Origin of the sequence: Aestuariivirga sp., assembly GCF_046093005.1 — a bacterium.
In the GTDB taxonomy this organism is placed as follows: Bacteria; Pseudomonadota; Alphaproteobacteria; order Rhizobiales; family Aestuariivirgaceae; genus Aestuariivirga.
This window is the reverse complement of record NZ_JBJTER010000018.1, coordinates 1-13,918: the sequence shown is the minus strand read 5'-3', so window position 1 is coordinate 13,918 and position 13,918 is coordinate 1. Positions and strand designations below refer to the sequence as shown.

10 protein-coding genes and 1 pseudogene are annotated in these 13,918 nt (G+C 65.5%); 10 read left to right on the top strand and 1 reads right to left on the bottom strand.

The features are described 5' to 3' along the window. Positions 1-209 precede the first annotated feature (209 nt). From rimP to ACKOED_RS00780, 10 genes and pseudogenes are all read left to right on the top strand, one after another. Positions 210-818 carry a ribosome maturation factor RimP gene (rimP, locus tag ACKOED_RS00825; protein ID WP_408914675.1) on the top strand — a complete coding sequence of 203 codons (609 nt, stop codon included), beginning with the start codon at positions 210-212 and terminating at the stop codon, positions 816-818. Further along, a complete protein-coding gene (nusA, locus tag ACKOED_RS00820; RefSeq protein ID WP_408914674.1) occupies positions 811-2,412 on the top strand; it encodes a transcription termination factor NusA in 1,602 nt (533 codons plus the stop codon). Before rimP ends, nusA begins: the two co-directional genes overlap by 8 nt. After that, a complete protein-coding gene (locus ACKOED_RS00815) occupies positions 2,352-3,035 on the top strand; it encodes an RNA-binding protein (RefSeq protein WP_408914676.1) in 684 nt (227 codons plus the stop codon). Before nusA ends, ACKOED_RS00815 begins: the two co-directional genes overlap by 61 nt. 9 nt (positions 3,036-3,044) lie before the next feature. Next, positions 3,045-5,663 (top strand): annotated as a pseudogene (gene infB / locus ACKOED_RS00810) (translation initiation factor IF-2). 9 nt (positions 5,664-5,672) lie between these two features. Beyond that, positions 5,673-6,059, top strand: a complete 387-nt coding sequence (gene rbfA, locus ACKOED_RS00805) for a 30S ribosome-binding factor RbfA (RefSeq protein WP_408914673.1) — start codon at positions 5,673-5,675, stop codon at positions 6,057-6,059. A 141-nt stretch (positions 6,060-6,200) separates the two neighbouring features. Beyond that, positions 6,201-7,427 (top strand): MFS transporter, encoded by a 1,227-nt coding sequence (locus ACKOED_RS00800; protein ID WP_408914672.1) that lies wholly within the window; start codon positions 6,201-6,203, stop codon positions 7,425-7,427. Positions 7,428-7,565: 138 nt separating this feature from the next. Next, positions 7,566-10,241: a pyruvate, phosphate dikinase gene (gene ppdK / locus ACKOED_RS00795; protein WP_408914671.1), complete on the top strand. Its 2,676-nt coding sequence runs from the start codon at positions 7,566-7,568 to the stop codon at positions 10,239-10,241. Positions 10,242-10,488: 247 nt separating this feature from the next. Further along, a complete protein-coding gene (locus ACKOED_RS00790) occupies positions 10,489-11,448 on the top strand; it encodes a cell wall hydrolase (RefSeq protein WP_408914670.1) in 960 nt (319 codons plus the stop codon). Positions 11,449-11,662: 214 nt separating this feature from the next. After that, positions 11,663-12,937, top strand: coding sequence for a polyhydroxyalkanoate depolymerase (locus ACKOED_RS00785; RefSeq protein ID WP_408914669.1), 1,275 nt, complete (start codon positions 11,663-11,665; stop codon positions 12,935-12,937). Further along, the gene (locus tag ACKOED_RS00780; protein ID WP_408914668.1) at positions 12,885-13,634 is read left to right on the top strand and encodes a M48 family metallopeptidase; all 750 of its coding nucleotides are present in this window, start codon (positions 12,885-12,887) and stop codon (positions 13,632-13,634) included. Before ACKOED_RS00785 ends, ACKOED_RS00780 begins: the two co-directional genes overlap by 53 nt. 41 nt (positions 13,635-13,675) lie before the next feature. On the opposite strand, the gene ACKOED_RS00775 is transcribed toward ACKOED_RS00780, so the two are convergent. Next, positions 13,676-13,918: transposase (locus ACKOED_RS00775; protein WP_408914667.1), on the bottom strand; the 243-nt coding region annotated here is incomplete at its 5' end.

The following is a 13,918-nucleotide window of genomic DNA, read 5'->3' as shown; positions in this document are numbered from 1 at the left end:
GACCCGCTACGAGGCCAAGGCCCGGCGGGAAGGGCGGGGCTCGGCGTATCTGAGGTTCCGGCGGCTCCCTTGATTGGCGGCCCTTGCGCGGCGGCTCCGAAAAGACTATATCCCCGACAACTTAGGTTCACTCACATAGCCACGAAAGTGGAGATCGCGAGTGGGTCCCGGCTCCGGGGCCCGCTTTTTTGTTGCCTGAAAGGGCTTTGATGACGACCGAGACCGAAATCAGACTGGCCCGCGAGACGGGCCCCGCGCAACGGGTGGCAACCCTCGCCGCGCCTGTGCTGGAAGGCATGGGTTTCCGGCTGGTGCGGGTCAGGATGAGCGGGTCCACCTTGCAGATCATGGCCGAGCGGCCCGACGGCAGTTTCACCATCGAGGACTGCGAGGCGGTGAGCCGCGCCATTTCGCCGATCCTCGATGTCGAGGATGTGATTCCCAGCCGCTATCACCTCGAGGTGTCCTCACCCGGCATCGACCGGCCGCTGGTCAGGCCTTCTGATTTCGAGGCCTGGGCCGGCCATGAGGCGAAGATCGAGATGGCGGTACCCGCCGCCGGGCGCAAGCGCTTCCGCGGCAAGCTTGAAGGCTATGAGGGCGGCGAGGTGCGGCTGTTCATCGAGAACCCGGAAGGGGCATCCAAGGAACCGGTGTTGATCGGCGTGCCCTTCGCGGACATCGCCGATGCCAAGCTGGTGATGACCGATCAACTGATCGAGGCCGCGCGGAGCCGCCAGACGCCCAAGGGCTATGGCGACGGCGCCGAGATCGACGAGGATCAGATTTCGCAACAGAGGAGCGAAGACAATGGCTGATTATGGCGTAAGCGCCAACCGGCTGGAACTGCTGCAGATCGCTGACGCGGTGGCGCGAGAGAAATCGATCGACAAGTCGGTCGTGCTGCACGCGATGGAAGAAGCGGTGCAGAAGGCCGCCAAGGCCCGCTACGGCGCCGAGAACGAGATCGTCGCCGAGATCGACCCAAAGACCGGCGAAACCCGCCTGCAGCGCCTGTTGCTGGTGGTCGAGACGGTGGAGAACGAGGCCACGCAGATCAGCCTCACCGATGCCCAGCGCCGCAACCCGGCAGCCAGCATCGGCGACCAGATCGCCGAGCCCTTGCCGCCCATCGAATTCGGCCGCATTGCCGCGCAGAACGCCAAGCAGGTGATTGTGCAGAAGGTGCGCGACGCCGAGCGTGACCGCATGTACGCCGAATACAAGGACCGCATCGGCGAGATCGTGCATGGCGCGGTGAAGCGCGTCGAATATGGCAACATCATCGTCGATCTCGGCCGCGGCGAAGGCATCATCCGGCGCGATGAATCGCTGCCGCGCGAAGTGTTCCGCCCCGGCGACCGGGTGCGCGCCTATGTCTATGACGTGCGCCGCGAGCAGCGCGGCCCGCAGATCTTCCTGTCGCGCACGCATCCTGAATTCATGGCCCGTCTGTTCGGCCAGGAAGTGCCGGAAATCTATGACGGCGTCGTTCAGGTTGTGGCGGTGGCGCGCGATCCCGGCAGCCGCGCCAAGATCGCGGTGCGCTCCAAGGACAGTTCCATCGATCCCGTGGGCGCTTGCGTTGGCATGCGCGGCAGCCGCGTCCAGGCGGTGGTGAACGAGCTGCAGGGCGAGAAGATCGACATCATCCAGTGGACGCAGGACGTCGCCTCCTTCGTGGTCAATGCGCTGGCGCCGGCGGAAGTCACCAAGGTGGTGCTCGACGAGGAGTCGGAGCGCATCGAAGTGGTGGTGCCGGACGAGCAGCTGTCGCTGGCCATCGGGCGGCGCGGCCAGAATGTGCGGCTTGCCTCGCAACTCACCGGCTGGGACATCGACATCATGACCGAGGCCGAAGAATCCGAACGCCGCCAGAAGGAATTCGCGGCGCGCACCGAGCTGTTCGTGAATGTGCTCGACGTCGACGAGACGCTGGCCCAGCTGCTGGCCTCCGAAGGCTTCGCCAATGTCGAGGAAGTGGCTTATGTCGACCTCCGCGAAATCGCCTCGATCGAGGGCCTTGACGAGCAGACCGCCGAGGAACTCCAGAACCGGGCGCGCGAATATCTCGAACGCCAGGCGGCGGAGCTTGACGAGCGGCGCATCGCGCTGGGTGTGGCGGATGAACTGAAGGACATCGAAGGCCTGAGCCCCGCCATGCTGGTGGCGCTGGGCGAAGCGGGCGTCAAATCCATCGAGGATCTGGCGGGCTGCGCGACCGATGATCTGATCGGCTGGACGGAGCGCAAGGCCGGCGGCGCGGTCAAGCACAAGGGCGCCTTCTCCGACCTTGAGGTGAGCGCCGACGAAGCCAATGACCTGATCATGAAGGCCCGCATCGCGGCGGGCTGGATCGAAGCGCCGGCCGAGAGCGCGGCGGAGCCGGAAAGCGGCGAGGTGAGCGCCTGAGCGAAGCACCGGTCAGAGAGACGGAGGCGGATCAGCCCTTGGCCGACCGCATGTGCATCGTCACCCGCGCGGTGAAGGATGAGGCGGAGCTGATCCGCTTCGTGCGAAGCCCGGGCGGCGAGGCGGTGCCGGATCTGGCGCGCAAGCTGCCTGGCCGCGGCGTCTGGGTCAGCCTCGACCGTGGCGCGGTTGCCGAGGCGGTGCGGCGGAAGCTGTTCTCGCGCGGGTTCGGCGCCGAAACCACGGCGCCCGCTGGCCTGCCGGACCTGGTGGCGAAACTGTTGCGGGATCAGGCGCTGGCGCTGCTGTCGCTGGCGCGGAAGGCCGGCGAGGCGGTATCTGGCTTCGGCAAGGTCGAGGACATGCTGCGCAGCGGCCGGGCTGGGCTCGTTCTGCACAGCCGCGAGGCGCAGCCCGACGGTTGCCGGAAACTCGACAGGCTGGCCGGCCCCGATGCGCGGGTGATGGCGATTTTCGAGACCCGCGAATTGGATTTGGCTTTTGCCCGTCCAAATGTGGTACATGCTGCCGTGGCCAGGGGAGCGCTCGCCGAAAAGCTCTTGGCCGCCCAGCGCCGGATCGAGACGTTTGAAGGGCCGGAACACGGCCCGCCGAGGACTTGAAGAGAAAAGATGACTGATAACAACGACAAAGACCGCAAGCCCGAAGGCAACCGCCCGGGTGCGGGGACATTGACCCTGAAGCGGCCGTCGATCGAGCAGAGCAAGGTCAGGCAGAGTTTTGGCGCCGGGCGCTCCAAGACCGTGGTGGTGGAGACCAAGCGCAAGCGCTTCGGCGACGACAAGCCCGCTGAAGCCAAGCCCGCCTTCCAGCCACAGCCGCGCGTCGGATCGGCGCCGGCGGCCGGTATCCCCGCCCCCCAAACGCCGAAGCCGCAGCCGGCGGCACCGCGTTCCGGCGTGGTGCTGAGAACGCTCACCGCCGAGGAAAAGGAAGCGCGCGACCGCGCTCTGGCCGGGGCCCGCGTGCGCGAGGCCGAAGACCGCAGACGCCAGGAAGATGACGCCCGCCGCCGCGCCGAACTCGATGAACGTGAGCTAAAGGAGCGTGAGGCCGCCGCGCGCCGCTAGGCCGAGGACGAAACCCGCCATCGCATTGAGGAAGAGGCCCGCCGCAAGGCTGAGGAAGCGGCCAAGAAACTCATGCCACGCGCGGCCCAGCCCAATGTGGTTACACCCGCCACCGCGCCGGTGAAGCCACTGACCGGCAAGGCCGCACCGGGCGTTGTCCGCCGGGCCGCCGATGACGAGGATGAAGCGCCGCGCCGGGTTGGCCCCGGTTCGGTCAAGCGCGAGATCAAGGCGCCGGTTCCGGTCCGCACCAAGGGCGAGGCCGACAAGCGCCGCAGCCGCCTCTCAGTCGTGAACGCGCTGGACGAGGACGACGAGCGCAGCCGCTCGGTGGCCGCCTTCCGCCGCCGCACGGAGCGGCTGAAGAAGCAGTCCCAGGGCTTCCAGATGCCCACCGAGAAGATGATCCGCGACGTCGTGATTCCGGAGGCCATTACCATCCAGGAACTCGCCAACCGCATGGCCGAGCGCGCCGTGGACATCATCAAGATCATGATGAAGCAGGGCCAGATGCATACGATCAACGACGTGATCGATGCCGATACCGCCCAGATCATCGCCGAGGAAATGGGCCACAAGGTGCGCCGCGTGTCCGAGGCCGACGTGGTGGAAGGCCTGTCGGGCGAAACCGATGCGCCCGAGCAGCTGAAGCCGCGCCCGCCGGTCGTGACCATCATGGGCCATGTCGACCACGGTAAGACCTCGCTCCTCGACGCGCTGCGCAAAACCAATGTGGTGGCCGGCGAAGCGGGCGGCATCACCCAGCATATCGGCGCCTATCAGGTGGAAACGCCCAACGGCATCGTCACCTTCATCGATACGCCCGGCCACGAGGCCTTCACCTCGATGCGGGCCCGCGGCGCCAAGGCGACCGACATCGTGGTGCTCGTGGTGGCGGCCGATGACGGCGTCATGCCACAGACCGTCGAGGCCATCAACCACGCCCGCGCCGCAGACGTGCCGATCATCGTGGCGATCAACAAGATCGACAAGCCCGCCGCCAATCCGGTGCGGGTCAGGAACGAACTCCTGAAATATGAGATCGTCGTCGAAAGCATGGGCGGCGATACGCTGGAAGTCGAGGTCTCGGCGCTCAAGGGCACCAATCTCGATAAGCTGCTGGACGCGATCCTGCTGCAGGCGGAAGTGCTCGACCTCAAGGCCAATCCGGACCGCGAGGCGGGCGGCATGGTGGTGGAAGCCCAGCTCGACAAGGGCCGCGGGCCGGTGGCCACCGTGCTGGTGCAGCGCGGCACCCTGAAGCTCGGCGATATCTTCGTGGCCGGCTCCGCATGGGGCCGGGTGCGGGCCCTCGTCGACGACAAGGGCAAGCAGGTGAAGGAAGCCTTGCCTTCGACGCCGGTCGAGGTCCTGGGCCTCAATTCGGCGCCGGAAGCGGGCGATCAGTTCGACGTGGTGCCGAACGAGGCCAGGGCGCGCGAAGTCACCGAATACCGCGAGAGAAAGCGCCGCGAAACCCGCGGCGCCGCGGCCGCGCGCTCATCGCTCGAGCAGATGATGTCGGCGATGAAGGACGGCAACGTCAAGGAGTTCCCGATCCTCGTCAAGGCAGACGTACAGGGCTCGGCGGAGGCCATCGTCCAGGCGCTGGAAAAGATCGGTAACGCCGAGATCAAGGCGCGCGTCATCCATTACGGCGTGGGCGGCATCAACGAATCGGATGTCGGCCTGGCGGAAGCCTCCAAGGCCGCGGTGCTCGGCTTCAATGTCCGCGCCTCAGGCCAGGCGCGCGACGCCGCCGAGCGCGCCGGCATCGAAATCCGCTATTACAACATCATCTATGACCTTGTTGACGACATCAAGCAGGCCATGGCCGGCAAGCTGGCGCCGGAACTGCGCGAAACCTTCCTCGGCAACGCGCGCATCCTCGAGGTGTTCAACATCACCAAGGTCGGCAAGGTGGCGGGCTGCCAGGTCACCGAAGGCAATGTGCAGCGCGGCGCCAAGGTGCGCCTGATCCGCGACAATGTGGTGATCCACGAAGGCACGCTCTCCACCCTCAAGCGCTTCAAGGACGAAGTGAAGGAAGTGCCGGTGGGCCAGGAATGCGGCATGGCTTTCGAAAACTACCAGGACATCCGCGCCGGCGACATCATCGAATGCTTCCGGGTGGAGAAGGTCCAGCGCACGCTGGAGTAGCGGCACGGCATGAGCAAGGCCAGCGCACCCTCACAACGCCAGCTGCGCGCCGGCGAGCTGATCCGCCACGCTCTGGCGGAAATACTTTTGCGCGGCGAATCGGGCGATCCTGAGCTCGAGCGGCTCAGCCCCACGGTGGCCGAGGTGCAGGTCTCGCCCGATCTCAAGATCGCCACGGCCTACATGCGCACGCTCATGGCCGGACAGGAACAGGCCATGCTCGATGCGCTGAACCGCAACAAGCGGTACATCCGCGGCCTCATTGCACCGAAGCTCGACATGAAATTCATGCCCGAGATTCGCTACCGCATCGACACCGCGCTCGATTATGCCGAAAAGATCGATGAGCTTCTCAAACGCCCGGACGTGGCGCGCGATCTGAAGAAGCAGGATTGATCACTTTCCGCTGATAGATGCGCTGACAACAAGGCTGGCCTCCGCATTTCGCGGGGCCAAAGCCCGTGAAACGTCTGGCCACGGTCCGCGAGGAAGGTTAGGCAGGGTCATGGAATCTTCAACCCACGCGAACCGCAGCGCATGACCGCCGCCGCCTTCACGCCGGACAGCCGCTATGCCTGGTTCAGACTGGCCGTATCGCTGGTGCTGGCGGTGGTCGGCGGCATCGGCCTGTGGCTGGCCGTGGTGGTGCTGCCGACCATTCAGGCGGAGTTCGGCGTCGACCGGGCGGGCGCCTCGCTCCCCTACACCGCAACCTTCGTGGGCTTCGCCTTCGGTGGCTTCGTCATGGGCAGGGTGGCGCAGCGCTATGGCATCATCGTGCCGGTGTCGATTGCCGCGGTGGCGCTGGGCGCCGGCTTCGGGCTGGCTGCCCTGGCGCAGAACTTCTGGCAGTTCCTGGTCATCCAGGCGGTGCTGGTGGGCTTTCTTGGCAGCGCCGCCACCTTCGGGCCGCTGGTCGCGGACGTCTCGCAGTGGTTCCTGAAGCGCCGCGGCATCGCGGTGGCCATCGTGGCGAGCGGCAACTACATCGCCGGCGCCATTTGGCCGCCCTTCATGCAATCCGCCATCGAAAGCTATGGCTGGCGGATGACCTATGCGGTGCTGGGGCTGATCTGCGTCACCATCATGCTGCCGCTCGCGCAGCTGTTGCGGCGGCGTCCGCAGTTTCATGATACCGCCAGTCCGGCAAGCGGCGGCGTCAAAGGCGGGCTGTTGCCCCGCCATCCGCTGCTGTTTCCGGCACTCGTCCTGGCCGGCCTCTCCTGCTGCGTGGCGATGTCGATGCCGCAGGTGCATATCGTGGCCTATTGCGCCGATCTGGGCTACGGGCCGGCGCGGGGCGCCGAGATGCTGTCGGTCATGCTGGCCTTCGGGGTCATCAGCAGGCTGGCCTCGGGCCTGATCGCCGATCGCATCGGCGGTCTTGCCACGCTGATCGCCGGATCGTTCCTGCAGATGGTGGCGCTGCTGCTCTACATCCCCTTCGACGGGCTGGCCTCGCTTTATGTGGTGTCCGCCGTCTTCGGTCTGTCGCAGGGCGGCATTGTGCCGAGCTACGCGCTGATCATCCGCGATCATTTCCCGGCGCGCGAGGCCGCCAGCCGGATCAGCACGGTGCTGACCGCCACCGTGTTCGGCATGGCGCTTGGCGGCTGGATGTCCGGTGAGATCTTTGACCTGACGGGCTCCTATACCCTCGCCTTCCTCAATGGCGTGGCGTGGAACGTGCTGAACCTCGGCATCGCGCTGTGGATCCTGTATCTGCGCCGGCCTCTGAGACCGCTTCGCCCGGCCATCGCCTGATCGCGGGCGCCATGCGGCGATTGCGTCGCAGCATGCGCGATATTGCGTTGCAACCAAGCCCTGGCTGTGGTTTGGTCATTACGGGCCGCCGCCCGCTACCTCGCATTCGGACAACCCAACCCATGGGATCATTTCGTCATGGCGGCTGAAAACCTGAAATATGTCTACCGCTTCGGCGGCGGCGCCGCCGAGGGCCGCGCCGATATGAAGGCGCTGTTGGGCGGCAAGGGCGCCAACCTCGCCGAAATGGCCAATCTCGGCCTGCCGGTTCCGCCCGGCTTCACCATCTCGACCGAAGTCTGCACCGCCTATTACGCCAATGACCGCGCCTACCCCAAAGGCCTGGACAGCGAGGTGGCCGCCGCCATGGCTGCCGTCGAGGCGATTGCCGGGGCGCGCTTCGGCGATGCCGCCAACCCGCTTCTGGTGTCGGTGCGGTCAGGCGCGCGGGCCTCGATGCCGGGCATGATGGATACGGTGTTGAACCTCGGCCTCAATGACGCCACCACCGAAGGCCTCGCCGCCCGCTCCGGCGACCGCCGCTTCGCCTATGACAGCTACCGCCGCTTCATCAGCATGTATTCCGACGTGGTGCTGGGCGTGGAACACGCGGCCTTCGAGGACATTCTGGGCGGCTTCAAGGAGGAGCGGCACTACGAACTCGACACCGAGATCACCGCCACCGAATGGCAGGGCCTGATCGTGCGCTACAAGGCGCTGGTCGCGCAGGAAACCGGCAAGCCTTTCCCGCAGGATGCCGGTGAGCAGCTGTGGGGCGCCATCGGCGCGGTGTTCACCTCCTGGAACGGGGCGCGCGCCGTCACCTACCGCAAGCTCAACAATATCCCTGAAAACTGGGGCACCGCGGTCAATGTGCAGGCCATGGTGTTCGGCAACATGGGTGACAGCTCGGCGACCGGCGTCGCCTTCACCCGCAACCCCTCGACCGGCGAGCGCGAGATCTATGGCGAATTCCTCGTCAATGCCCAGGGCGAGGATGTGGTGGCCGGCATCCGCACGCCACAGAGCCTCACCGAGAAGGCTCGCATCGCGGCGGGTTCGGAATTGCCGTCTCTGGAAGCGCTGATGCCCGGCACCTTCGCCGAACTCCGGCACAACTTCGATCTTCTCGAGCGCCACTACCGCGATATGCAGGACATGGAATTCACCATCCAGAGCGGCAAGCTGTGGATGCTGCAGACCCGCACCGGCAAGCGCACGGCGCGGGCGGCGCTCAAGATCGCGGTGGACATGGCGGAAGAAGGCCTGATCAGCCGCGAGGAGGCGGTGCTGCGGATCGACCCTGCCTCGCTCGACCAGCTGCTCCACCCAACGCTCTACCCGGAAGCAAAGCGCGAGGTGATCGCCACCGGCCGGCCCGCCTCGCCGGGGGCTGCGTCCGGCGAGATCGTGTTCGATTCGGATGAAGCTGAACGCCTGAAGGCCCTGAACCGCCGGGTGATCCTGGTGCGCATCGAGACCAGCCCCGAAGACATCCACGGCATGCACGCCGCCGAGGGCATCCTCACCACCCGCGGCGGCATGACGTCCCACGCCGCTGTGGTGGCCCGCGGCATGGGCAAGCCCTGCGTGTCCGGTGCTGGCGCGTTGCGCATCGATTATGCCGCGGGCACGCTCAGCGTCATGGGGATCCGCCTTGCCAGGGGAGATACCATCACCATCGACGGCTCCTCCGGCCAGGTGATGAAGGGCGCGGTTGCCACCGTGAAGCCGCAGCTTTCGGGCGATTTCGCCACGCTCATGAGCTGGGCTGACGGCATCCGCCGCATGGGGGTCAGGGCCAATGCCGAAACCCCGCTCGATGCCCGCACGGCCAGGGATTTCGGGGCCGAAGGCATCGGCCTGTGCCGCACCGAGCACATGTTCTTCGACGCCGAGCGGATCGTGGCGGTGCGCCAGATGATCCTTGCCGACAAGCTCGACGCCCGCCGCGCCGCGCTGGCCAAGCTGTTGCCGATGCAGCGGCAGGACTTCATCGCCCTGTTCGACATCATGGCGGGTCTGCCCGTCACCATCCGGCTCCTTGACCCGCCGCTGCATGAGTTCCTGCCGCAGGCGGACCATGAGATCGAGGAAGTGGCGGAGCAGATCCACGCCAACCCCGATGCGTTGCGGGCAAGGCTCGCGGAGCTCAAGGAATTCAACCCGATGCTCGGCCACCGCGGGGTCCGGCTCTTGATCTCCTATCCGGAAATCGCCGAAATGCAGACGCGGGCGATCTTCGAGGCGGCGGCGGACGTCGCCCGCCGCACCGGGCAGGCACCCATCCCCGAGGTGATGGTGCCGCTGGTCGCCTCGCGCAACGAGCTCGAGCGGGTGAAGGAGCGGATCGTGGCGGTGGCGGGCGAGGTCGAAAAGGAAACCGGCATCGCCATCGCATATTCGGTCGGCACCATGATCGCGCTGCCGCGCGCCTCAGTGTGCGCCGCCGACATCGCCCAGGCCGCAGATTTCTTCTCCTTCGGCACCAACGACCTGACCCAGACCACCTTCGGCATCAGCCGCGACGACGCCGCGCGCTTCATCGGCGAATACACCGCCAAGGGCGTGTTCAAGAACGACCCCTTCATCACGCTCGATACCGAAGGGGTGGGCGAGCTGGTCCGGATGGCGGCCGAGCGCGGGCGCCGGGTGAAGCCCGGCCTCAAGACCGGCATCTGCGGCGAACATGGCGGCGATCCGGCCTCGATCGCCTTTTGTGAAACTGTCAAACTTGACTATGTGTCATGTTCACCCTTCCGGGTGCCCATCGCCAGGCTGGCGGCGGCCCAGGCAAGCCTTTCAAAGAATTGAGTTTTTTGAAATTCTTGATGGCGGGGCGGCGTTTACCACACCGCCGCGTGGGCCGGCAAAACCGGCACCGCCGGGTTGCCGGCATGGTTAAGCCATGCTAAACGGCTGCTTCGTAGACGACCGCGTTTTAACAATGCCGCAACAATTGCGGCTCACGGTATGTCGAGGGGAAGTGAAGAAGCACACACGCACACCGGCGTCCAGCGCCTCACGTGAGCTAGCGGTACCCGCTGGCGCAGCGAAACTGGTGATATCGTCAAGACACCAGCGCAAGACACCCCTGGCGACGACGGCGCGCGGACGGGTTCGCGGGTCCATCGAAACGGCGCTCGCCGATCAAAGTGTCGTCAGGCGCGGGCGCAGTTCGCCCGCGCAATATGGCGCCGCGGCACTGGGCGGCGTCATGCTCATTCTGGCTTTCGCCGCGGCTGGCCACTACATGGGCCAGAATGCCATCGCCCACAATGTCGAGCCGCACGCCATCAGGGAGCGTCTGGTGGCGCCGTCGACCGATACGCTCACCAAAGGCTCCTTGCTGCCGGAAGCCGGGACATTCCAGACCGTCAGCAAATCCTCTCTGATGGTTGCCACCGATCCGGGCAGCGGCAAGGTAGACATGATTGCCGTCCAGACGGTCCGCATTGAGCCCGCTGCGGTGAACCTGGCCGAAGATGAGGATGAACCAAAGTCGCGGCTGGCGCTGGCGCCGCCGCCTGAGAAAGTCCAGCAGGTTATCAAGCTGAAACGGGTGGCCATCGCCCGCAAGCCCAGCGACAAGCAGGCGCAGAAGGCGATCGCCCAGCGCCGCGCCCAGCTTGCCGAGGAAAACTGCCTGGCCCGCGCGGTCTATTTCGAGGCCCGCTCCGAATCGGAACTTGGCCAGCTCGCGGTGGCCAAGGTCATCCTGAACCGCGTCAAGGACCCGGAGTATCCGAACACCATCTGCGGCGTCGTCTATCAGGGCTCCGGGCGGCGCAATGCCTGCCAGTTCTCATTCGCCTGCGACGGCCTGCCTGATGACGTGAAAAGCGCATCGTCCTGGGCCAGCGCCAAGCGCATCGCCAGGAAAGCCATCGCCGGCGACGCGCATGTGGCGGCCATCTCCACCGCCACCAACTATCATGCCGATTACGTGAAGCCGAAATGGGCAAAAAGCATGAAACGGCTGATCAAGATTGGCCGCCACGTATTCTACGAGGATTCGTAAGGGGCTGGAGGCGGCCTTTCAGCAGCCTGTCCGTTGACTGTGACGTCAGGGATATCGCGATCACGGCGCAGGTTGGCTTGACCGGCCACCAGGCGCAACTTATCCAGCGGCGTAATGCAATCAGGCCGGGTCTTGCTCTAAAGTCGGGCAAATGACTGGTTGCCCCGCTTGCGGGGGCTTGCTAGCTTCATCGAACGCTGGGGTTTTCGGAAAAGTGCTTTATTATCTTTATGAACTGAACCACGCGGCGATGGCGCCGTGGCGCGCCGCCGCCGATGCCGGCCTGACTTTCTGGCGAAGCCCGGCCAATCCGCTTGCCGAAACTCAGCTTGGCCGTTCGCTCGCTGCCTCGCTGGAACTGTTTGAACGCACCACGCGGCGCTACGGCAAGCCGGAATTCGGCCTCACCGACACCATCATCGGCGATGATCTCGTCAATGTTGAGGAAACCACCATCCTGGCGAAGCCGTTCTGCAAGCTCCTGCAGTTCCGCAAGCTGTGGGATGTTCCGAAGCCGCAGCACAAGCTCCTGATCGTGGCGCCGATGTCCGGCCATTACGCAACGCTGCTGCGCGGCACCGTCGAATCGATGCTTCCGCATTATGATACCTACATCACCGATTGGGTCGACGCCCGCAACGTGCCGCTGTTCGAGGGCGGCTTCGATCTTGATGACTATATCGACTATGTGATGGAATTCCTGCGTTTTCTGGGCCCGGACACCAGCGTCATGGCGGTCTGCCAGCCCTCGGTGCCGGTGATGGCGGCGGTGGCGCTGATGAACGCCGCGCGCGATCCCGCCACGCCGCGGACCATGATCCTCATGGGCGGCCCGATCGACACCCGGCGCAACCCCACCTCGGTCAACCGCCTCGCCCAGGAAAAGGGCGTTGGCTGGTTCCGCCAGAACGTAATCATGAAAGTCCCCGCCCCGCATGCCGGCATGCTGCGCGATGTCTATCCCGGCTTCCTGCAGCTGGGCGGCTTCATGACCATGAATCTCGACCGCCACCTCGACGCGCACCGCGAATTGTTCTGGCATCTCGTGGAGGGCGACGGCGATTCGGCCGAGAAGCACAAGGACTTCTACGACGAATACATGTCGGTGATGGACCTTACGGCGGAGTTTTATCTGCAGACGGTCGAGAAGGTATTCGTCAACCACGATCTGCCAAAGGGCACGCTCACCCACCGCAACGCCTGCGTCGACCCGGCGAAGATCACGCGGACCGCGCTGATGACCATCGAGGGCGAGCGCGACGATATCTCCGGCGTCGGCCAGACCGAGGCGGCGCAGGATCTGTGCCCCGATCTCCCGGCTGATAAGAAGCTTCATTACCTGCAGCCCGAGGTCGGCCATTATGGCGTGTTCAACGGTTCGCGTTACCGCAAGGAGATCGTGCCGCGCATCGTCGCTTTCGTAAACAGGAATGCCAATGATCCGGCTGCCAGCGAGCCTCAGCCGCGCCCTCGCGCCGGGACCGCTTGAACCTTCGAGCCTGACGGCCGGCGGCGAAACCCTCAGCGTGGTGTTCCGCCGCCACGCCCAGGCGCGCCGCCTGGTGCTGCGCCTCGACGCCAGCGGTTCGGGCGTGCTGGTCACGGTGCCCAAGGGCATTTCACGGGCGCGCGCGCTGGAATTCGTCGAGCGCTCGTCCAGCTGGATCGAGCGCCAGCTCACGGTGCGCGGCAACCCGATCCGCCTGGAGCCAGGCCATGTGGTGCCGCTGCGCGGCATAGGCCATGAAATCCGCGAAGCTGGAAGCCTGCGCGGCGTGGTGACGGCCGATCCCGTGGGCCGCGTCATCACCGTGCCCGGCGAAGCGCCGCATCTGCGCCGGCGGCTCGCCGCATTCCTGAAGGAGCAGGCGCGCGGCGATCTCACCCGGGCGTCCGAGAGATACGCCGCGCTGATGGGGGTGAGCTTCCGCCGCATCACGCTGCGCGACCAGCGGAGCCGCTGGGGCTCCTGCTCGGCGAGCGGCGATCTTTCCTATTCCTGGCGGCTGATCCTGACGCCCGATTACGTTCTCGATTACGTGGCGGCGCATGAGGTGGCGCATCTGCGCCATCTAAATCACGGCGCCGGCTTCTGGCGGCTGGTGCTCAGCCATTGCCCCGCCGCGGCGAGGGCCAGGAACTGGCTGCGGCGCAATGGCCAGGACGTGCACCGCGTTCTGGTGTGACGAAAGGAGCCACTTGTACCCCAGTCTAGAGCATTTTTCTTTTAGACGTCACCATATCCTGCGGCTCTGAAGTAGTTTGAGCATTCTTGTGGTTGGAAGTCCTGAAGTATGATCCCGATTCTTTGGCAGGTCGCTTCGATGGTTCTTTCCTTGGCTTTTCTCAGCAGGTGCTTGAGCTTGGCGAAGACCTGTTCGATCGGGTTCAGGTCCGGACTGTAGGGCGGCAGGAAGATGAGCCTGGCGCCTGCGGCCTTGATGGCAGCCCGCACCGCCTCGCCCTTGTG

Excerpts from the sequence above, each read along its gene's own strand:
- ACKOED_RS00780 (WP_408914668.1), top strand. The coding sequence starts at position 12,885 with ATGATCCGGCTGCCAGCGAGCCTCAGCCGCGCCCTCGCGCCGGGACCG.
- rimP (WP_408914675.1), top strand. The coding sequence starts at position 210 with ATGACGACCGAGACCGAAATCAGACTGGCCCGCGAGACGGGCCCCGCG.
- ACKOED_RS00800 (WP_408914672.1), top strand. The coding sequence starts at position 6,201 with ATGACCGCCGCCGCCTTCACGCCGGACAGCCGCTATGCCTGGTTCAGA.
- rbfA (WP_408914673.1), top strand. The coding sequence starts at position 5,673 with ATGAGCAAGGCCAGCGCACCCTCACAACGCCAGCTGCGCGCCGGCGAG.
- nusA (WP_408914674.1), top strand. The coding sequence starts at position 811 with ATGGCTGATTATGGCGTAAGCGCCAACCGGCTGGAACTGCTGCAGATC.
- ppdK (WP_408914671.1), top strand. The coding sequence starts at position 7,566 with ATGGCGGCTGAAAACCTGAAATATGTCTACCGCTTCGGCGGCGGCGCC.